Origin of the sequence: Bradyrhizobium embrapense, from assembly GCF_001189235.2 — a bacterium.
Taxonomy (GTDB): Bacteria; Pseudomonadota; Alphaproteobacteria; order Rhizobiales; family Xanthobacteraceae; genus Bradyrhizobium; species Bradyrhizobium embrapense.
On record NZ_LFIP02000002.1, the window covers coordinates 759,998 to 779,752 of the forward strand.

General features: G+C 65.4%; 15 protein-coding genes. 7 read left to right on the top strand and 8 right to left on the bottom strand.

The annotated features are described in order from the left end of the window. Positions 1-197: 197 nt before the first annotated feature. On the bottom strand, positions 198-1,346 hold the full coding sequence (locus AKN83_RS11025; RefSeq protein WP_050403759.1) for an HlyD family secretion protein: 1,149 nt from the start codon (positions 1,344-1,346) through the stop codon (positions 198-200). 140 nt (positions 1,347-1,486) lie between these two features. Between AKN83_RS11025 and AKN83_RS11030 the strand changes: the two genes are divergently transcribed. The 4 genes from AKN83_RS11030 to mctP all read left to right on the top strand — a co-directional run bounded on the left by AKN83_RS11030 (position 1,487) and on the right by mctP (position 5,389). After that, the gene (locus AKN83_RS11030) at positions 1,487-2,398 is read left to right on the top strand and encodes a LysR family transcriptional regulator (protein WP_050403747.1); all 912 of its coding nucleotides are present in this window, start codon (positions 1,487-1,489) and stop codon (positions 2,396-2,398) included. Positions 2,399-2,587: 189 nt separating this feature from the next. Further along, positions 2,588-3,559 carry a Bug family tripartite tricarboxylate transporter substrate binding protein gene (locus AKN83_RS11035; protein WP_050403746.1) on the top strand — a complete coding sequence of 324 codons (972 nt, stop codon included), beginning with the start codon at positions 2,588-2,590 and terminating at the stop codon, positions 3,557-3,559. A gap of 143 nt (positions 3,560-3,702) precedes the next feature. Continuing rightward, entirely contained in the window at positions 3,703-3,888 is a 186-nt protein-coding gene (locus AKN83_RS11040; protein ID WP_024581224.1) for a DUF3311 domain-containing protein, read from the top strand. A 10-nt stretch (positions 3,889-3,898) separates the two neighbouring features. Further along, a complete protein-coding gene (mctP, locus tag AKN83_RS11045; protein WP_050403745.1) occupies positions 3,899-5,389 on the top strand; it encodes a monocarboxylate uptake permease MctP in 1,491 nt (496 codons plus the stop codon). Here the strand turns inward: mctP and AKN83_RS11050 are convergent. Continuing rightward, positions 5,360-8,836, bottom strand: a complete 3,477-nt coding sequence (locus AKN83_RS11050) for an indolepyruvate ferredoxin oxidoreductase family protein (protein WP_050403744.1) — start codon at positions 8,834-8,836, stop codon at positions 5,360-5,362. The two genes, mctP and AKN83_RS11050, sit on opposite strands and share 30 nt — an antisense overlap. Before the next feature lie 156 nt (positions 8,837-8,992). Between AKN83_RS11050 and AKN83_RS11055 the strand changes: the two genes are divergently transcribed. Continuing rightward, on the top strand, positions 8,993-9,448 hold the full coding sequence (locus AKN83_RS11055) for an Lrp/AsnC family transcriptional regulator (RefSeq protein ID WP_050403758.1): 456 nt from the start codon (positions 8,993-8,995) through the stop codon (positions 9,446-9,448). A gap of 113 nt (positions 9,449-9,561) precedes the next feature. On the opposite strand, the gene AKN83_RS11060 is transcribed toward AKN83_RS11055, so the two are convergent. Beyond that, on the bottom strand, positions 9,562-10,059 hold the full coding sequence (locus AKN83_RS11060) for a hypothetical protein (RefSeq protein ID WP_050403743.1): 498 nt from the start codon (positions 10,057-10,059) through the stop codon (positions 9,562-9,564). A gap of 81 nt (positions 10,060-10,140) precedes the next feature. After that, positions 10,141-10,494, bottom strand: coding sequence for a hypothetical protein (locus AKN83_RS11065; RefSeq protein ID WP_244521950.1), 354 nt, complete (start codon positions 10,492-10,494; stop codon positions 10,141-10,143). 192 nt (positions 10,495-10,686) lie between these two features. Here AKN83_RS11065 and AKN83_RS11070 point away from each other — a divergent pair, with 192 nt between their 5' ends. After that, on the top strand, positions 10,687-11,607 hold the full coding sequence (locus tag AKN83_RS11070) for a LysR family transcriptional regulator (RefSeq protein ID WP_050403742.1): 921 nt from the start codon (positions 10,687-10,689) through the stop codon (positions 11,605-11,607). 25 nt (positions 11,608-11,632) lie between these two features. Here AKN83_RS11070 and AKN83_RS11075 read toward each other — a convergent pair whose 3' ends face one another. Genes AKN83_RS11075 through AKN83_RS11085 form a run of 3 tightly spaced genes read right to left on the bottom strand, consistent with a single transcriptional unit; the run spans position 11,633 to position 14,872 of the window. After that, positions 11,633-12,418, bottom strand: coding sequence for a fumarylacetoacetate hydrolase family protein (locus AKN83_RS11075; protein ID WP_050403741.1), 786 nt, complete (start codon positions 12,416-12,418; stop codon positions 11,633-11,635). A 12-nt stretch (positions 12,419-12,430) separates the two neighbouring features. Beyond that, positions 12,431-13,795 carry an LLM class flavin-dependent oxidoreductase gene (locus AKN83_RS11080; protein ID WP_050403740.1) on the bottom strand — a complete coding sequence of 455 codons (1,365 nt, stop codon included), beginning with the start codon at positions 13,793-13,795 and terminating at the stop codon, positions 12,431-12,433. 24 nt (positions 13,796-13,819) lie between these two features. Then, positions 13,820-14,872: an Ldh family oxidoreductase gene (locus tag AKN83_RS11085; protein ID WP_050403739.1), complete on the bottom strand. Its 1,053-nt coding sequence runs from the start codon at positions 14,870-14,872 to the stop codon at positions 13,820-13,822. 401 nt (positions 14,873-15,273) lie between these two features. Here AKN83_RS11085 and AKN83_RS11090 point away from each other — a divergent pair, with 401 nt between their 5' ends. Continuing rightward, the gene (locus AKN83_RS11090; protein WP_063695296.1) at positions 15,274-19,392 is read left to right on the top strand and encodes a bifunctional diguanylate cyclase/phosphodiesterase; all 4,119 of its coding nucleotides are present in this window, start codon (positions 15,274-15,276) and stop codon (positions 19,390-19,392) included. Here the strand turns inward: AKN83_RS11090 and AKN83_RS11095 are convergent. Beyond that, positions 19,366-19,740: a hypothetical protein gene (locus AKN83_RS11095; protein ID WP_244521951.1), complete on the bottom strand. Its 375-nt coding sequence runs from the start codon at positions 19,738-19,740 to the stop codon at positions 19,366-19,368. The genes AKN83_RS11090 and AKN83_RS11095 overlap by 27 nt on opposite strands. Positions 19,741-19,755 lie beyond the last annotated feature (15 nt).

Sequence of the window (19,755 nt, forward strand, 5' to 3'; positions counted from 1 at the left end):
CTCGAAAGCGTCTTCGCAAAGCAACAAGCTTCAGTGCGAGATCGCTCTCCCCAACCCTCCCCCGCAAGGGGGGAGGGAGCCCTGCCGTCGGCGGCTGCGGCACGAAGGAGAAGCGAGCAGGATGGAGAATACAAAAACGCGATCGACCACCGTTGCGGTGATCCATCGCGTCAAGCCAGTTGAAGAAGTGCTTTGCGCTAACCGCCGTTTGCCCGCGCCGCCGAGGCCAGCCGCCGCTTCTCTTCCCGCTCGGCCAGCACCGTCGCCTTGGTGTTGACGGTCGGGATCGCCGACATGCCGGGCCGCAGCAGGCCGGTGAGGCTGTGATCGTCGAGCACGATCTTGACCGGCACGCGCTGCACGATCTTGGTGAAGTTGCCGGTGGCGTTGTCGGGCGGCAGCAGCGCGAATTCGAGGCCGCTGGCGGGCGACAGGCTGTCGACATGGCCCTTAAGCGTGGTGCCGTGAAAACTGTCGACGGTGAGCTCGACCGGCTGGCCGTTGCGCACATGCGTCAGCTGCGTCTCCTTGAAATTGGCGACCACATAGACCGCATCGAGCGGCACCACCGCCATCAGCTGCGTGCCGGCCTGCACATATTGCCCGACGCGGAGCGTGCGGGCGCCGACCGTGCCGTCGACCGGCGCAGTGATCCGTGCATAGGACAGGTTCAGCTCGGCCTGCTGCTCGACCGCACGGGCGCGGTCGGCCTGCGCGACAGCCTGGGCGCGCTGCGTGGTCAGCACATCGAGCTTGCGCTGCGCCGCTGACAGCGCCGACTTCGCGTGCTGCAACTGCGCCGTGTTGGAGCGCAGCGCCGCGTCGGTCTGTTGCGCGCGTTGAATGGTGCCGGAGCCGGACTTCATCAGCCCGTCGTAGCGGCTCTGCTCCTCCTGGGCGAATTTCAGATTGGCCTCGGCGGCGGTGACGTCGGCGATGCTCTGGTCGATGATCGGTTGCTGCAATTCGAGCTGGGCATCGAGGTTGCGCACCGAGGCATCGGCCGCGTTGACGTCGGCCTTGGCTTGGCCGAGCGCGGTGCGGTAGTCGCGGTCGTCGATCTCGGCCAGCAGCTGGCCGGCCTTCACCGGCTGGTTGTCGGTCACCAGCACGCGGGCGATGTAGCCCGACACTTTCGGCGCGATGATCGTGGAGTCCGCCTTCACATAGGCGTCGTCGGTCGATTCGAAATAGCGGCCGGTGGTGACGTAGTCGTAGCCAAAGTCGGCAGCGACGGCGATCCCGAGCATTGCGGCGAGCCCAAGCGCGACTCGCTTGACCGTCTGCCGGGATGGGTGGAGGCCGATTTTGGCAGATTCTTCAGTAACATAAGTCGTGGTCGACATGATCGTCTCCTGGCCGAACATTCGCGTCCTTCCAGAAAGGGCGCAGGCTGCGCCCCTAGATGCAATGTCCTGCCCGCTGTGATAATCCCGATAAAACTGGAAGCATTATCAAGCCAGCGCTGATAATCCGGACTTGCCACATGGATCGCCTGACCAGTATGACCGCCTTCGTCCGGGTCGTGGATTCAGGCGGCTTTTCCGCGGCCGGCCGCAAGCTCAACATGTCCACCACCATGGTGAGCAACCACGTCCAGTCGCTGGAGGACCGGCTCGGTGCCCGGCTGCTCAACCGCACCACGCGCAAGGTCAGCCTCACCGAGGTCGGTAAGGCCTATTACGACCGCTGCGTCCAGATCCTCGCCGACATCGAGCAGGCCGACGAGGTCGCGGGCGCGCAGCAATCTGTGCCGCGCGGCACGCTGCGCATCTTCACCAACACCCATCTGGTCCAGTTCCTGTCATCGACGGTGGCCGAGTTCCTGGCCACTTATCCCGAGGTCAAGGTCGACCTGATGATCGGCGAACGCTCGGCCGACCTGATCGACGAGAATTTCGATCTCGCCGTGCAGATGATCCCGCCGCGCGATTCCGCGCTGATCGTGCGCCGCATCGCCACCTGGCGCCACGTGCTGTGCTGCTCGCACGACTACGTCGCGGCGCACGGCAAGCCGGAACAGCTCGCTGATCTCACGACCCGCAACTGCGTTCGCCATATCAACTACCCGTTCGGGGACGAGTGGCACTTCGTCGACCGCAAGGGCGCGCCGGCGGCGGTGAAGGTGACGGGCAATCTCGTCTCCAACAGCGGCGAGACGCTGAAGCTCGCGGCGCTCGCCGGCGTCGGCGTGTTCCTCGCGGCGGGCTTCCTGGTCCGGGACGAACTCGAATCCGGCAAGCTGGTCCGGCTGCTGCCCGAATACCGGCCGGTCGAGCTCACGATGAACGCGATCTACCCGCACCGCCATCACCTCTCGGCGAAGGTCCGCGTCTTCATCGACCTCCTGGTGCGTCACGCCACCGAGCAGCAGAAGCTGATCAATCCGTATTCGTGAGGCAGTGCAGCCGTCATCGCGAGGAGCGGAGCCACGAAGCAATCCATCCTCCCAGCACGCGGAATGATGGATTGCTTCGCCTCGCCCGCAATGACGATCTGCCTACGCTTCGCGGTATCATGACCGCCCGCCACCCCTTGCATGGCGTAGGCGTGTATATGAAGGGCACGTCATTTGCCGGGGCCTGCCATGCCGCTTCGTGTCCTGACCGCCATTCTGTTCGCGCTTGCAGCAAGCGTTCTGCCGCACGCCCCCGTACATGCCTCTTATCCCGATCATATCGTGAAGATCGTGGTGCCGTTCGCGCCGGGCGGCGGCACCGATGTCGTGGCGCGCACGCTGGCGCAGGAGATGCAGAAGGATCTCGGCGTCAGCGTCATCATCGAGAACAAGCCGGGGGCGGGCACCATCCTCGGCACGCAAAGCGTCGCGGCGAGCCCACCCGACGGCTACACGCTGCTGATGGCGACCTTCGCCAACGCGGTCAATCCGAGCCTCACCAGCAAGCTGCCCTATGACGCGCACAAGGACTTTGCGCCCGTGGCGCTGGTGGCACGCTCGTTCAACGTCGTCGTGGTCAATCCTTCCTCGCCGATCAAGTCGATCGCCGATCTGATCGCGGCCGCGAAGGCCGATCCGGAAAAACTGTCCTACGGGACCTATGGCACCGGCACCTCGGCGCATCTGGCCGGCGAATTGTTCAAGCATATGGCGGGTGTCAATCTTACCACCGTGCCCTACAAGGGCGCGGCGCCTGCCATCACCGATCTCTTGGGCGGCCAGATCCAGGTGATGTTCACGACGGTGGCCAGTTGCGCGTCGCTGGTCGAGGCCGGCCAGCTGCGTGCGATCGGGGTGACCTCGGCCGAGCGTTCGCCGTCCTTCCCGCAATTGCCGACGGTGTCGGAAGCCGGTGTGCCGGGCTATTCAGCGGAATCCTGGTACGGCCTTTACGCACCTGCGAACACGCCGCCCGAGATCATCGACCGCCTCAACAAATCCGCGGCCAAGGCCGTGCAGGCGGAGGCCTTCAGGAAGCTCAGCGTCAATGAGGGGCTCGTGATGGTGGCAAAGCCTCCGGCCGAGCTCGACCGCTACTTTGCCGGCGAGCAGGCGCGATGGCGCAGCCTGATCCAGGATGCCGGCATCAAGGCCGAATAGGCGGCATGCGTCAGGTGACGATCACAACTTTTTGCGTCGCATTGCCGTAACTGTGATTCTAGACGCAACGAAATGAGTTCCTGGATCGTTGAGGTCAGCGGAACTTCCCGCCTTGAGCTATTCAGCCCATTGAAGAGTAGGCCATGTGGATTCTGTTGCTGCTGCCGTTCATCGGCTTGCTGTGGGTGCCGTTCTATAATTTCGCCGAACCGTCGCTGTTCGGCTTTCCCTTCTTCTACTGGTACCAGCTCGCCTGGGTGCCGATCTCCTCGCTCTTGATCTGGCTGGTCTATCGCAGCCGGCAGCCTGATGCCGACGAGCAGCGGTGAGGGGACAGCCATGACCGATCATATCGCCTGGGTGGCGCTCTCCGTCTTCATCTTCTTCTTCGCCCTCGTCACCGTGATGGGCTTCCTCGCCGCGCGCTGGAAATCCGGCCCGGTCAGCGAGCATCTCGACGAATGGGGTCTCGGCGGCCGCCAGTTCGGTACCTGGATCACCTGGTTCCTGGTTGGCGGCGACTTCTATACCGCCTACACCGTGATCGCGGTGCCGGCGCTGGTCTACGCAGTCGGCGCCTACGGCTTCTTCGCGCTGCCCTACACCATCATCGTCTATCCCTTCGTATTCGCCGTGATGCCGGTGCTGTGGAAGAAGGCGCATGCCAACGGCTACGTCACCGCCGCTGATGTCGTCCACGGCGCCTATGGCTCGCGCGCGCTTGAGCTCGCCGTGGCGCTGACCGGCCTCGTCGCAACCATGCCCTATATCGCGCTGCAGCTGATCGGCATGGAGGTCGTGATCAAGGCGATGGGCCTCACTGGCGAGCTGCCGATCATCGCCGCCTTCGTGATCCTCGCGCTCTATACCTACAGCTCCGGTCTGCGTGCGCCGGCACTGATCGCCTTCGTCAAGGACATCATGATCTACATCGTGGTGCTGACGGCCGTGGTCGTGGTGCCGTCGAAGCTCGGCGGCTATGGCGCGGTGTTCTCGGCCGCCAACGACGCCTTCACGGCGAAGGGCGGCGCCACCGGACTGACGCTGAAGCCCGCGCAGTATCTGCCCTATGCGACGCTGGCGCTCGGCTCGGCGCTGGCCGCCTTCATGTATCCGCACACGTTGACCGGCATCTTCGCCTCGAAGTCGGCGGACACCATCCGCAAGAATGCGATCCTGCTGCCGGCCTATACGCTGCTGCTCGGTCTGATCGCGCTGCTCGGCTACATGGCCTATGCCGCAGGGGTCAAGGTGACGTCGCCCAACGACGTGGTGCCGATGCTGTTCAAGACCCTGTTCCCGGAATGGTTCGCGGGCTTTGCGTTCTCGGCGATCGCGATCGGCGCGCTGGTGCCGGCCGCGGTGATGAGCATCGGCGCCGCCAACCTGTTCACGCGCAATGTCTGGAAGCACTACGTCAATCCGGGCATCTCGCATGCCGGTGAGGCCTCGGTGGCGAAGATCACCTCGCTGGTGGTGAAGGTCGGCGCGCTGGCCTTCATCCTGTTCCTGCCGACGCAATATGCGCTCGACCTGCAACTGCTCGGTGGTCTCTGGATCGTGCAGACGCTGCCGGCGCTGGTGTTCGGCCTGTTCACGCTTTGGTTCCGCGCCGAGGGTCTGCTGCTCGGCTGGGCGGTCGGCATCGGCTGGGGCACCTACACGGCGTGGAGCAACGGGCTGAAGCCGCTCGCCAGCATCTCGCTCGGCGACGCTACATACACCTTCTATGTCGGTCTCGGCGCGCTCCTGCTCAACATCGTGGTGGCGGTGATTGCGACCGTTGTGGTCGGCGTGATCTCACCCGCCAAGCGCGGTGCGGCGGCCTGAGCCGTCGTGCGTATCTGACGGGGCGGAGGTGAGAAGCGCGGTCAGCAGCGCCACCTCCACCTTGGTCTTCTCGATCGCGGCGTCCTTCACCGGCCCATAGCCGCGGATCTCCATCGGCGCCTTTGCGATGGCTGTGAGATCGGGCAGCCGCGCGGCATCGAGCTTGCCGAGCATGGTCTCGACCAGCGCCTCGTACCAGGTGATCAGCTCGCGCTCGGCGCGCCGCTCCGCGGTGTAGCCGAACACGTCGAATGGCGTGCCGCGCAGTCCCTTGAGACTCACGAGCAGCCGCAGCGGCGCTTGGATCCATTGCCCGAACGCCCGCTTGCGCGGCCGGCCGCGCGCATCGCGCCGCGCCGGCAGGAAGGGCGGCGCAAGATGGTACTGCACCGTGAAGTCGCCATCGAATGTGCGCCTGAGCTCGTCGAGGAAGCCCGACTGCACATGCAGCCGCGCCACCTCATACTCATCCTTGTAAGCCATCAGCTTGAACAGCGACTGGGCGACCGCGTCGGTGAGGCTCTCACTGCCGATCGCCGCCTCGGCGCGGCGGACGCGATCGACTGCCGCCCTGTAGCGCGCAGCATAGGCTTCGTCCTGATAATCACGAAGGAAGTCGGCGCGCCGCGCGATCATCTGCTCCAGCGTCTCCGGCACGTTGGTCGCCGGGCCGTCGGCCTTCGGCAAGAACTTCGGATCGCCAAAGGCGAGCCGGCCCCAGGCCAGCGCCTGCTTGTTGCGCTCGACCGCGACGCCGTTGAGCTCGATCGCGCGCGTCAGTGCGCCCAGCGACACCGGCACGAGGCCCTGCTGCCAGGCGAAGCCGAGCATCATGATGTTGGCATAGACGCTGTCGCCGAGCAGCCGCTCGGCCAGTGCGTTGGCGTCGATCATGGTGAGATTGCCTGCGCCGATCACGCGCTCGATGGCACGCAGGCGAGCCGGCGAGGCGAGGTCGGCGTCGCGGAAGCGCACCACGTCGCCGGTCGGCATCTCCGCGAGGTTGACCGCGGCGCGCATCCCCTTGCGGTAGGTGCCGGAGGCCTTGGCCGACGAGCTCACCACGAGATCGCAGCCGATCAGCGCATCCGCGGCCCCCTGGTCGATCCGCACCTGGTGCAGCGCTTCGGGCAGAGCCGCCAGCCGCAGGAAACTCAGCACCGGGCCGAACTTCTGCGCGAAGCCGGTGAAGTCGAGCACCGAAACGCCGCGGCCCTCGAGATGTGCGGCCATCGCGACCAGCGCGCCGACCGTGATGACGCCGGTGCCGCCGACGCCGGTCACCAGCAGATCGTAGGGCTTGTCCAGCGGCGCGAGTTCCGGCGCCGGCAGTGCCGCGGCGCGCGCCAGCGGATCGATCATGCTCGCATTCTTCGCCCGCCGCTTGCCGCCCTCGATCGTCACAAAACTCGGGCAGAAGCCGTTGAGGCAGGAAAAATCCGTGTTGCAGGTCGAGAGGTTGATCTTGCGCTTGCGGCCGAACGGCGTCTCTTTCGGCTCGACGCTGAGGCAGTTGGATTCCACCGAACAGTCGCCGCAGCCCTCGCAGACGAGATCGTTGATATAGGCGAAGCGCGCCGGGTCTGCGATCGTGCCGCGCTTGCGCCGCCGGCGTTTTTCTGTGGCGCAGGTCTGCTGATAGATCAGCACGGTGACGCCTGATATCGCACGCAGCTCGCGCTGCACGGCGTCCATCTCCTCGCGCGGGTGGATGGTGACGCCGACGGGCAAATCCGCCGGCGAGAAATGCTTTGGCTCATCCGACACCAGCGCAATGCGCGCGACGCCTTCAGCGCGGACGGAGTGCGCGATCGCCTGTACGCTGACCGGGCCGTCGACCGGCTGGCCGCCGGTCATCGCCACCGCATCGTTGAACAGGATCTTGTAGGTGATGTTGGCCTTCGCTGCGATCGCCTGGCGGATCGCCATCGAGCCGGAGTGATAATAGGTACCCTCGCCGAGATTCTGGAATACATGGCTATTGCCGGTGAATCTCGACGAGGCCGCCCAGTTGACGCCTTCGCCGCCCATCTGGATTAGCGACGAGGTCTCGCGGTCCATCCAGCTCGCCATGAAATGGCAGCCGATGCCGGCCAGCGCCTTGGAGCCTTCCGGCACCTTGGTCGAGGTGTTGTGCGGGCAGCCCGAGCAGAAATACGGCGTGCGCGCGGCACCGGGCACTGCAATCGTGCGATCCTGCTCCGGCCTGAGCGCAGCGACGCTGCGAGCGAGCTGCAATTCCGGAAACATCGGATCGAGCCGCCGTGCCAGCACGTCGGCCAGCATGCGCGGCGACAATTCGCCGGTCCAGGAGATCAGCCGCGCGCCGCTCTCGTCATGCTTGCCGACCATCCGCTCCGGCTTGGCGCCGGGATAGTCGTAGAAATATTCCTTGAACTGGCTTTCGATGATGCCGCGCTTCTCCTCGACGACGAGAATCTCGCGCTTGCCCTTCACGAACTCCATCGCGTCGTGCAGTGCGAGCGGCCACACCATACCGACCTTGTAGATGTCGATGCCGAAGCGGCGGCAGGTAGCCTCATCGAGGCCAATCAGCCGCAGCGCCTCCATCAGATCAAGATGCGCCTTTCCTGTCGTGACGATGCCGTAGGTCGCATCCCTGACGTTGTAGATGCGGCGGTCAATCGGATTGGCTTTTGCGAAGGCGTAGACCGCGTGCTTCTTGGCCTCCAGCCGCTCCTCGATCTGCGGGCCCGGCAGATCCGGCCAACGATAGTGCAGGCCACCGGGCGGCGGCGAAAAGTCCGGTTGGATGAAGCGGCGCGGGGCAGGCAGGTCGACCGAAGCGCCGGATTCGACGATCTCCGAGATCGCCTTGAAGCCGACCCACATGCCCGAGAATCGACTGAGCGCATAGCCGTATTCGCCGAACGCGAGATATTCACCGACATCGGCCGGATGCAGCGTCGGCATGAACCAGCTCATGAATGCGACGTCGGACTGGTGCGGCATCGACGACGAGACGCAGCCATGGTCGTCGCCGGCCACGACCAGCACGCCGCCATGCGGCGAGGAGCCATAGGCATTGCCGTGCTTGAGCGCATCGCCGGAGCGATCGACGCCGGGGCCCTTGCCGTACCACAGCCCGAACACACCATCGACCTCGCGATCCCGTTGCGTCTCGACCTGCTGCGAGCCGAGCACGGCGGTGGCGGCAAGGTCCTCGTTGACCGCGGGCAGGAATTCGATCCGGCTCTCCTTCAGCAGATCGCCGATCTTCCACAATTCGAGATCGACGCCGCCGAGCGGTGAGCCGCGATAGCCGGAGATGAAGCCCGCGGTGTTGAGGCCGCTCGCACGGTCGCGCCTGATCTGATCGAGCGCGATGCGCACGATCGCCTGCGTGCCGGTGAGGAAGACGCGGCCGTATTCCCTGCTGTAGCGCTCGGAGAGCTGGTAGGCGTCGAGCAGCGGCATCTGGCCCATGACTGACCCCTCCGGGAATCGTGATGTCTGATGGGGCAAGGCTACGCCCGAGAAGTTGGTAGGTCTTACCTATCTATTCAGATGACGATCCATAATCGGTAGAAAATTGCTGTGAGTCTCATAATTTGGTAGAAAGTACCAAATCGGAGCCGCATGATGGTCGAAGAGCAAGACGAGAAAATTCTCGCCGAACTGCAGAAGGACGGCCGCGCCACCAACCAGCAGCTTGCGGAAACCGTGGGGATGTCGACCTCGGCGTGCTGGCGGCGGGTCCGTGCGCTGGAAGAGGCCGGCGTCATCTCGGGCTATTCGGCGCTGGTGGCGCGCGAGCGCGCAGGCTTTGCGACTTCGGCGATCCTGCACGTCTCGCTGGAGCGCCACGACGTCAAATTCGTCGACGAGTTCGTCGCGCGGGTAACGCAGCGCCGCGAGGTGCTGGAATGCTTCGCGACGACAGGCGATGCCGACTATCATCTGCGCGTCGTCGTGCGCGACATGGACGCCTACAACAGATTCCTCGACGAGTTCATGTTCCGCATTCCCGGTATCCGCCATGTCCGGACCAACGTGATCCTGAAGGAGATCAAGACCGGCGTGGCGCTGCCGTTCTAGTTCGTCATTCCGGGGCGTGCGAAGCACGAGCCCGGAATCCATTCCACTACATGCTATGCGGCTTGATGGATTCCGGGTTCTCGCTTCGCGAGCCCCGGAATGACGAGAGGGCGCTACGCTTCCGCCCACTTGGTCCGCATCAGGATCATGAACACCATGACATGACTGACCAGCAGCAGCGGCACGTAGAGCGCCGGAATATAGATGCCGGCGCCGAACAGGCCGGGATCCGCATTCTTCGTCGCGCCCATGAAGTAGGCGTTGAGAAGATCCAGCGTGCCCCAGATGTTGAACAACCAGACGATCGGAATCGCCATTGGCCAGCGCCACGACAGTGCCGCCATCGCGAGCAGCGCGAGCGCCGCGGCGGTCAGATCGCCCCAACCGACGGCGCTGGCAAACAGCGGGTTCACCTCAGGCGATACGAAGCCCGTGACCATGAAGTTCATCCCGAGGAATCGGAAGGCATGAAACGCCGCAAGCAGCCGGAGCGCCTCATGGCGCGGCCAGGTGCGGAGCGCCGGCCAGACATAGGTGGCGGCCACTACCGTACTCGCCAGAAATGCTCCGGCGACGCTGAGCAGGAATGGAATGTTGAGACTGATTGGCACGGTCGGCTCCTGTCTGACTGGCGATCTGGCCGGACCCGGCGATCGGGGGCCGTCCTCGGCGAGGCACTCGGGGTTCGACTCTTAGGGCTTGGCGAGCAGCAGGCGCAGCGGCAGCAGCGGGCCGACCGCGATGTAGTCGTGGTCCATGATGTCGAGCTTGGACAACGGCAGCCCCTCCATGATCGCATGCGCCTCGGATGTATCCCTGGCATCGAGCAGGAAGACGACGCCGCGGCCGTCGGATCGCGAATACCATTCGCGAACCTTGCCGTTGAGATAGAGCTGCACGGTCTGCCGGATCTCATCCGGCATCACGGCCATCACCTGTTCGCGGGTGACGCCGGCCTTGACGGTCAGGATCACCACCACGCCAGTGGTGATGGTGGAGGGGGCTTGTCCCTGTGTTTGGGCCTGAGCAGAAGAGGGTGCGGTCATGGAGGTTAGGCCTGTCGAAGTGAGGGTGAGGGCAAGCAAGGTGTGACGGATCGTTTTCATCGGTCGCAGGTCTCCGTTCACGACTGTCGTGGTGATGTCGCGTGGAGCACCGCGCGTCGCGGTGCTGCTGCCTGTGGCTCCGATGTAGGGCGGCTTCCCGCGGGCGACTATTCGCGATAATGTTGACAGGCCATGAAGCAGAACTTCACAGTCAGGCAGGGCGCGCTCGATGGCGTCGAGGCGTTCCTCAGCGTCGCGGCGCACCGCAGTTTTCGCCGCGCGGCCACCGAGCTCGGCGTCACGCCATCGGCGATCAGCCAGGCGGTGCGCGCGCTCGAGGCGCGGCTCGGCGCCGTGCTGTTCATCCGCACCACCCGCAGCGTCGGAATGACCGAGGCGGGCGAACGATTCCTGGCGCGCGCCAGGCCCGCGTTCGAGGAGTTGGTTGCCGCGAGCGGGGCCGCGCGCGAACTCGGGCAGAAACCGGCCGGGCTGTTGCGCCTCACCGTGCCGCGCTCGGTGGTGCCGATCCTGCTGGAGCCGCTGATCGCCTCGTTCTGCAAAGCGTATCCCGAGATCGAGGTCGAACTCGCCGCAAGCGAAGAGCTGGTCGACCTCGCGGCCGGCGGCTTCGATGCCGGCATCAGGATGGGCCAGTTCATCAACCCGGACATGGTCGCGGTCCGCCTGACCAGGCCGTTCCCGTTCGCGATCGTTGGGAGTCCGGACTATCTCGCGCACCGCGGCCGCCCCAAGCGCCCGGACGATTTACGCGGGCACGCCTGCCTCAGGCTGCGGCGATCGAACGGCGGGCTCGCGCCGTGGTCGCTGAACGACAACGGCCGTTCGATCGAGCTCGCCGTCTCGGGCTCCTTCATCGGTCACGACTTCCCGACGCTGGTCGGCGCGGCCATCGAGGGCGTGGGCCTCGCGCAAGTCCCCGCACCGCTGATATCAGGCGCCGTGAAAGAGAAGAAGCTGGTCCGCGTGCTCGATACCTTCGCGCCGACCACGCCCGGAGTGTTTCTCTACTATCCCGGCCACCGTCAGATCCTTCCGAAGCTGCGGGCGTTCATCGACCACGTGAAGAGCAGATCGGCGGCGGCGCGCTGACGGGTTTAGGACACCGCGGCGTGCCTCACACCTTCTCCTTCACGAACCTGTTCCGCAATGTCCCGATGCCGGTGATGTCGATCTCCACCACGTCGCCGTCCTTCAGGTCCGGCGAGGCGCCGTCGGTGCCCATCCAGATCACGTCGCCGGGCGACAGCGTGAAATATTTCGATAGCTCGACGAGGAACGGCACGATGCCGAAGATCATCTCGTTGGTGCGGAAGCGGCCGGTCTCCTTGCCGTTGACGCGGATCGCGGTCTCCATGCGATCGAGATCGACATCGGTCTCGATCCACGGGCCCATCGGCTTGAAGGTGTCGGCATTCTTGGACCGCCACAGCCCGCGGTCGGCCTTTTGCCAGCTGCGCTCGGAGACGTCGTTGCCGATGGTGTAGCCGAACACGCAGTCCATCGCATTGGCTTCGGTGAGGTGCTTGGCTTTCTTGCCGATCACGACGACGAGCTCGCCCTCGTAATGGATCTTCTCGGTCGCGCTCGCCGGGATCACGACATTCTCGTCATGGGCGATCAGCGCGTTCTGCGCACGGTAGCCGATCTCGGGACGATCGGGCACGTTCGGCACCGTGCCGGCCTTGTCGGCAGCTTCCTTGAGATGCTTCAGATAGTTCAGCCCGACGCAGTAGAAGGTGCGCGGGATCAGCGGCAGCTCGATCTTGACGTCCTTCAGGGCGTGGGTCTTCGCGGTCCTGCTCCATTCACCGAACGGATCGCCGTTGACGGTCGTGACGGTGTCGCCCTCGACGAGGCCCCAGGAAGTCGTGCCCGCGGCGGTGAATTTCAGCCAGCGCATGATGATGTCCTTCTATTCCGCGGCCTGCGCACGGGTCTTCCAGGCGCCGGCCGCCGGGCGCTTCAGCCCGAGATTTTCCCGCAACGTCGTGCCGGCGTAGTCCTTGTGAAACAGGCCGCGCTTCTGCAACTCGGGCACCACGTGATCGACGAAGTCGGCGTAGGAGCCCGGCACATAGCTCGCCGCGACGACGAAGCCGTCGCAGCCGCGACGTTCGAACATTTCCTCCAGCCGGTCGGCAATCTCCTTCGGGCCGCCCACCATCGCGTCCTGCACCTGGCCGCGGCCGGAGAAGGTGATGAAGTCGCGGGTCGAGGGATTGGCCTTGCCGGAGGTGCGAAGCACGCCGTCGCGGATGCCGAGCATGCCTTGCATGCCCTGCAGTTCCTCCGTGGTCAGCGGCTCGTCGATCCCCTTGGCTCCGAAGTCGAAGTTGAGGCCTTCGGCGAGCAGCGACAGCGCGTCGATCTCGAGCGGCAGCTTCTGGATCAGGGCCATGCGGTCCTCGGCCTCGGCCTTGGTCGCGCCGGTGACCGGCGTGATCAGATTGCAGAGGAACATCTGCTCGGGATCGCGCCCGGCCTTGGCGGCTTCGCCCCGGATCGCGTCATAGCCCTGCTTCGCATTGGCGAGGTTGCGCGCCGCGGTGAAGATCACCTCGCCCCAACGCCCGGCAAAGCGCTGGCCGCGGCCGGAAGCGCCGGCCTGGATCACGACGGGATGGCCCTGCGCCGAGCGCGGCACCGTGAACGGGCCGCGCGAGGTGAAGAACGTGCCCTTGTGGTCGAGCCGCTTCACCTTGGTCGGATCGGCGAAGCGGCCGGATGTCTTGTCGATCACCAGCGAGCCGTCTTCCCAGGCGTCCCAGTGGCCGAGCACCACCTCCATGAACTCGTCGGCGCGATCGTAGCGCAGATCGTGCTCGAGATGCTGCTCGCGGCCCATGTTGAGGGCTTCGCCGTCATTGACCGAGGTCACCACGTTCCAGGCGGCGCGGCCACCTGTCATCAGATCGAGCGTGGCGAAGCGGCGGGCGACGTCGAACGGCTCGAAATAGGTGGTGGACGCAGTCGAGGCGAGGCCGAGCCTGGTGGTCACCATGCCCATCGTGGTCAGCACCACGATCGGGTCCATCTTCACGCAGCGGATGCCGTATTCGACGGTGTGGGCGTGGTCATTGCCGTAGCGGTCGGGCATTGCAAGGCGATCGTCGAAGAACGCCATGTGGAATTTGCCGCGCTCTAGGATGCGCGCGATCTCCTGGTAGTAGTCCGCCGACATCGAATCGTCGCGCGACTCCGGGTGGCGCCAGGAGCCCGGCAGGTTGGTGCAGTTCTGCGCCTGCAAGAAGCCAACCAGCGCCATTTGCCGTGTCATGTCGTTCTCCTGTGCCTGAATGCGTCAGCGAAGATCGAGGTCGTCGGTCAGCTTGTAGTCGGCGGCGAGCGCCTTGAGCTTGTCCCAGGTGGCGTCCTCGATCTCGATGCCGTCCTTGCGCCGCTGCTGCTCGCGGATGAATTCGACCTCACCCGGATAAAACACGCCGCGGCTCCCTTCCGAAGGCGGCGTCGATTTCAGGTAGCGGGCGAAGTCGGCGACCTCCTTCTTGAAATCCTGCAAGGGGCGGAATGCGGCGACGTTGAACACCGCCATGAAGCAACCGTCGTTGTGACGGCCGGTCGGCTCGACGCCGAAGCCGAGGCCGGTCAGCAGGCCGCACAGCACCTCGACCATCGCGGCAAGGCCACTTCCCTTGTAGCCTTCGCTGCCGCCGAGCGGTAGCAGCGCGCCGCCCTTGCGATAGTCTTTTGGATCGGTGGTGTCGCGCCCTTCGGCATCGATGATCCAGCCTTTCGGGATGCTCTCGCCGCGCGCCACGGCAAGCTGAATCTTGCCGGCCGCGACCGCCGAGGTCGCCATGTCCAAATAGAACGGCGCCTCGAGATCGGAGGGCACCGCGATCGAGAGCGGGTTGGTGCCGAGTCGGGCCTCGCGGCCGCCGAACGGCGCGACATGCTTCGGCGAGCGGCCGGAATCCGCGGCCGCAATTCCGATCATGCCTTCGCGCATCGCCATCATCGGGTAATGCGCGAGACGGCCGACATGACTCTGCCGGAAAACGGTGCAGGCCGCGACATTGGCGGTCTTCGCTTTGTTGATGGTCATCTCCATCGCCTTGGCGTTGACGTGGAAGCCGAACCCCCAATGGCCGTCGATCACGGTCGTGGTCGGCGTCTCCTGCACGATGGTCCATTTCGCGCCGGGCACGATATGGCCGGCCTTGATGCGGTCGATATAGGTCGGGATCGCGATCACGCCGTGGGAGTCATGGCCGGCGAGGTTGGCGTTGACGCAGCCGGAGGCGACCGCATCGGCCTCCTCCTCCGATGCGCCGGCGCCCCGGAGCAGCGCCGCGCCGATGCGCGTGAGACGGTCGGCCCGGACGATCGGCATGGGATTTTCCTCGCGGTCCGCCCGCGTGATGCGCGGGTCTTGCTTGCTGTTGTCAGGCTCATGCTCTCAAAGCGCAGCTTGCCGAGCAAGGGCGGAAAATCCGGTCCGCCATACCGCCAGCAGAGTGCTCCCGGCGATATTTTCACCGAGTGAAACGGGTGCGGTCGCGATGCGGAATTTGGGCGCCGCGGCGGGACGACCAAGGCGGCAGTCCGTGCCTTTCGGCGCTCCGCCTCAACCTGGCACACTGACGTCCGTAATATCCCGGAAAACGCTCTTCGGCATTCGTCAGCCGTTTACTTTGTCTCACAACTTGCCGGATGCGCTAACCGCCACTTAGGCCTCTCGCGGGCAATGTTCCCCGGCAGTTGAAGGGGGTGGCCCTGGGGCCTTCAGGGATCGTGCAGTCGAGCATCGGGCGTACATTCGCGGCGTTGAATGCGACCAACGAAGCGATCCTGTACGCGAAATCACCAGAAGAATTGTACGGAAAGGTCTGCGAAGCCGCGTTCTCGAGTGGGAGCTTCCTGGCCGCGACCGTCTTTTTGCTGGAGCCCGATACCGGTCGGCTGCTGTTCGCGGCCGGTTGCGGCGACGATGTCGCGCGCCTGCGCAGCATCACGATCTCCGCCCTCGCCAACACCCCGGAAGGGGAGGGCGTGGCCGGGCGGGCGTTCCGCGATCAGAGCGCCAGCGTCAGCAACGACTATGTCAACGATGCCCGTTCGTCGGCCTGGCGTAGCGGCCTCGCGGCAGCTGGCGTTGGTGCGGCGGCGGCGATGCCGTTGGTCTGCAACGGCCGCAGCGTCGGCGTCTTCATGGTGACCCGGCGCGAGGTCGACTCGCTCGGCGAGGAGATCGTGTCGCTGCTGGAGCGCATGGCCGCCAACGTGTCTTACGCGCTCGACAATTTCGACCATGAAGCGTCGCGCAAGAGCGGCGAGCGGGCGATGCGTCGGCTCAACCGCATGTTCGGCGCCATCAGCGCAACCAACGAGGCGATCCTTCGCGCCAAGACCGAGCACGATCTTTATCAGAGGGTGTGCGATGCCGCGGTGTTCAGCGGCAAATCCTTCGCGACCGTGGTGCTGCTGGCCGAGCCCGACACGCACTGGCTCGAGCCGGTCGCAGGCACCGGCGAGGCGCTCGACCTGATCACGCAGACGCGCTTTTCGACCGACCCGGACAATCTCTACGGCAAGGGCATCTGCGGCGAGGCGTTCCGGACCAAACGGCCGTGCATCGAGCACGACATTCCGGTATCGGCGGGCGCCGCACAGACGGAAGCCGGTGGCGGCGGCCTGATGGCCTGCGTCGCGCTGCCGCTCACCCGGTTCGGCAGGAGCATCGGCGTCCTGATCTTCTTCATCGGCAATTCCTGGGCCCGCGACGAAGAGATCATCGCGCTGCTGGCGGGCATTGCCGAGAACGTCTCGGTTGCGCTTGACACGTTCGGCCGCGCCACCGAGAAGGCCAAGGCCGATGCCGAGCGCGAGCGGCTGTCGCGGATGTTCGCGGCGCTGAGCGCGACCAACGAGGCGATCATGCGCGCGCGGTCGCGCCTCGAGATGTTCGAGCTGGTCTGCGCCGCGGCGGCGCATGGCGGCGGGTTCAACTCGACCAGCATCCTGATCGCGAAACCTGGCGACGACTTCCTGGAGATGATGGCGGTCGCGGGGCCGACCGCCGAGAATGCGCGCCGTCTCAACGTCTCGCGCAGCGAGGCGCGTCCGGAAGGACGCGGGGTTTGCGGCAGGGCGTTCCGCTCCAGGCGTGCCTGCGTCAACAACGATTTTCTGGGCGACGTCGCCAACAGCCCGTTCCGCGACGTCATCGACCGCGAGGATGCGCGATCGGGCGCGGCATTTCCGTTGATCGTCGACGACGATCCGGTCGGCGTGATGCTGTTCATCTCGGCCAAGCGCAACACCTTCTCGGCCGAGTTCGCCGAGCTGCTGCAGCGGCTCGCCGACAACGTCGCCTATGCGCTCGGCAGCTTCGATCGCGCCGACGAGAAGGCGCGCACGGAGGAGCAGAAGGAACGTCTGAGGCGGATGTTCGCGGCGCTGAGCGCGACCAACGAGGCGATCATGCGGGCGAAATCCCGCAGCGAGCTGTTCGATCTGGTTTGCGATGCCGCCGCAGTCGGCGGTCAATTCATCTCGGCCACGATCAGGCTGGTGCGGCCGGGCGAGGTCTTCCTGGAGAACGTGGCTGCTTCCGGCCCCGATCGGGTACGCGCCCGCGAAGTCCAGCTGTCGGCCGATGCGACGCGTCCGGAGGGACAGACGCTGACCGGCGTTGCGATCCGCACTCGCAGGCCCTGCATCAGCAACGATTATCTCAGCGACTTCGGCCCCGAATCGCATGTCTATCCGGTCGTGCGCGACAGCGGCAGCAAGTCCGGCGCAGCCCTGCCGCTGCTCAAGAACGGCGAGGCGATCGGCGCGCTGGTGTTCCTCTCCGGCGAGTTCAACACCTTCAGCCCGGAGATGATGGCGCTGCTGCAGCGGCTCACCGAGAACGTGTCGTTTGCACTGGCCAATTTTGATCGCGCCGACGAGAAGGCCCGGGCTGACGAGCAGAAGGAGCGGCTGTCGCGGATGTTCGCGGCGTTGAGCGCGACCAACGAGGCGATCATGCGGGCGAAGTCCCGCACCGAGCTCTACCAGCTGGTCAGCGAGGCGGCGGCGACCGGCGGCAAGTTCACCTCGACCACCATCGCGCTGGCGCAGCCCGGAAGCGACTATCTCCGCATCGTCGCGATCGCGGGCCCGGCGGCCGACGGCGCGAGCCAGGTGACGCTCTCGACCAGCGAGGCGCACCCCGAGGGGCGCGGCGCCTGCGGCAGGGCGTTCCGGTCGGGCAAGGCCTGCATCATCAATGACTATTTTGCCGATACCGAGACCGCCGCTTTCCATGAGCGCGCTCGCCTCGATGGAACGCAGTCCGGTGCCTCGTTCCCGCTAATCGTCAACGGATCGGTCGTCGGCGTCATGATCTTCGTCGCGATCGAGAAGGATACGTTCACGCCGGAATTCGCCGAGCTGCTGCAGCGACTCGCGGACAATCTGGCGTTCGCGCTCGAGAGCTTCGACCGCGCCGACGAGAAGCACAAGGCCGATGAGCGGATCGAATATCTCGCCTCGCATGACAGCCTGACCAATCTGCCGAACCGCGAGACCTTCAACGAGATGCTGCGTCACGCGATCTCGGCGGCGGATCGCCATCGCCGGCAGCTCGCGGTGCTGTTCATCGATCTCGACCGCTTCAAGGTGATCAACGACTCGCTCGGCCACGACGCCGGCGACATGCTGCTGGTGGCGATCGCCGAGCGGCTGCGCGGATCGTTGCGTGCAAGCGACGTGGTGGCGCGGCTCGGCGGCGACGAGTTCGTGGTCATCCTGGAGGACACCGCCGAACGGCACGACGTCGAGCGGATCGCCGGCGATCTCCTGGTCGCACTCAGCCAACCGATGCAGCTCAGCGGGCATGAGTGCCACACCACGGCCTCGATCGGGATTGCGACCTATCCCACCGACGGCTCCGACGTGCAGACGCTCACCAAGAATGCCGACATGGCGATGTATCTCGCCAAGGAGGACGGCAAGAACGGCTTCCGCTTCTTCTCCAACGAGGTGAGGGCGCAGTCGATCGAGCGCCTGACGATGGAGAGCGCACTGCGCCGCGCGCTGGAGCGCGACCAGTTCTCGCTCGAATATCAGCCCAAGGTCGATATGGCGAGCGGACAGGTCAGCGGCGTCGAGGCGCTGCTGCGCTGGAGCCATCCCGAGCTTGGCAATGTCTCGCCGGGGCAGTTCATTCCGCTCGCCGAGGAGATCGGGCTGATCGTGCCGATCGGCCGCTGGGTGTTGAAGGCGGCTTGCGCGCAGAACATGGCGTGGCAGCACCGTGGCCTCAGGGCGGTGACGATGGCGGTCAACCTTTCGCCGCGGCAGTTCGGCGATCCGAACCTGCTCGACGACATCGACGCGGCGCTGGCGGCGAGCGGCATGTCGCCGGCGCTGCTGCAACTCGAGGTCACCGAAAGCATGGTGATGCGCAACGTGACGCGCGCGGTCCGCGTGCTCGACGCCATCCAGAACCGCGGCATTCGGCTTGCGATCGACGATTTCGGCACCGGCTATTCGTCGATGTCGCTGATGAAGCAGTTCCCGATCGACACAATCAAGATCGATCGCTCCTTCGTGCGCGATTTGCCTGATGATTCCGAGGACGTCGCGATCGCGCAGGCGATCATCAGCATGGGCAAGGCGCTCGGCATGACCATCGTGGCCGAGGGCGTCGAGACCTCCGAGCAGCAGGAGTTCCTGCGCGCGCATGCCTGCGACGAGATGCAGGGCTTCCTGTTCTCGAGGCCGCTGCCGCCGCGCGATCTCGCCGAATTGTTGTCGAAGACGGCGCCGGTGCTGACGTCGCCGCCATTGCAGCCGTCGCTGGATGGCGAAGCGGCCAGCGAAGCCGGGCTGGAGCTAGGGCGGAAACGCGCTATCGTCTGACGGCTGCACGGGCAGGTCGCGGACGTCGGAATCGGTGGATGCGATCAGGCGCGAGAAATCATAGGGCCAGGACGGGATCGCCTGGCCGGCCAAGGTCTGGCGCAGCGCCGCCGACGCCTCCGCAAAGCTCGCCCCGTCGGCCAGACGGAACCGACGGCACCAATTCGACGGCAGCGGTTCGGCGGTATCGCGCATCTCGAACGCCGGTCCCCACCACCATGCCGGCGCCGGCGGCCGTTCCGGTTCGGCAATGGCGCGCCATCGCGCGAACTCGTCGGCAATGCGGGCAAATTGCAGTTTGGCGGCGGGATGCATCGAAGGCCCTTCCTCGAAGCCGGATGATAGCATCCCACGCACCTCGCG

Coding starts and splice junctions, on each gene's coding strand:
- AKN83_RS11085 (WP_050403739.1), bottom strand. CDS start 14,872: ATGCCGATCGTCCGGGCCGACCGTCTCACGCGCATCGGCGCGGCGCTG.
- AKN83_RS11080 (WP_050403740.1), bottom strand. CDS start 13,795: ATGACACGGCAAATGGCGCTGGTTGGCTTCTTGCAGGCGCAGAACTGC.
- AKN83_RS11050 (WP_050403744.1), bottom strand. CDS start 8,836: ATGGGCCAGATGCCGCTGCTCGACGCCTACCAGCTCTCCGAGCGCTAC.
- mctP (WP_050403745.1), top strand. CDS start 3,899: ATGACCGATCATATCGCCTGGGTGGCGCTCTCCGTCTTCATCTTCTTC.
- AKN83_RS11070 (WP_050403742.1), top strand. CDS start 10,687: ATGAAGCAGAACTTCACAGTCAGGCAGGGCGCGCTCGATGGCGTCGAG.
- AKN83_RS11030 (WP_050403747.1), top strand. CDS start 1,487: ATGGATCGCCTGACCAGTATGACCGCCTTCGTCCGGGTCGTGGATTCA.
- AKN83_RS11095 (WP_244521951.1), bottom strand. CDS start 19,740: ATGCTATCATCCGGCTTCGAGGAAGGGCCTTCGATGCATCCCGCCGCC.
- AKN83_RS11065 (WP_244521950.1), bottom strand. CDS start 10,494: ATGACCGCACCCTCTTCTGCTCAGGCCCAAACACAGGGACAAGCCCCC.
- AKN83_RS11055 (WP_050403758.1), top strand. CDS start 8,993: ATGGTCGAAGAGCAAGACGAGAAAATTCTCGCCGAACTGCAGAAGGAC.
- AKN83_RS11025 (WP_050403759.1), bottom strand. CDS start 1,346: ATGTCGACCACGACTTATGTTACTGAAGAATCTGCCAAAATCGGCCTC.
- AKN83_RS11035 (WP_050403746.1), top strand. CDS start 2,588: ATGCCGCTTCGTGTCCTGACCGCCATTCTGTTCGCGCTTGCAGCAAGC.
- AKN83_RS11075 (WP_050403741.1), bottom strand. CDS start 12,418: ATGCGCTGGCTGAAATTCACCGCCGCGGGCACGACTTCCTGGGGCCTC.
- AKN83_RS11040 (WP_024581224.1), top strand. CDS start 3,703: ATGTGGATTCTGTTGCTGCTGCCGTTCATCGGCTTGCTGTGGGTGCCG.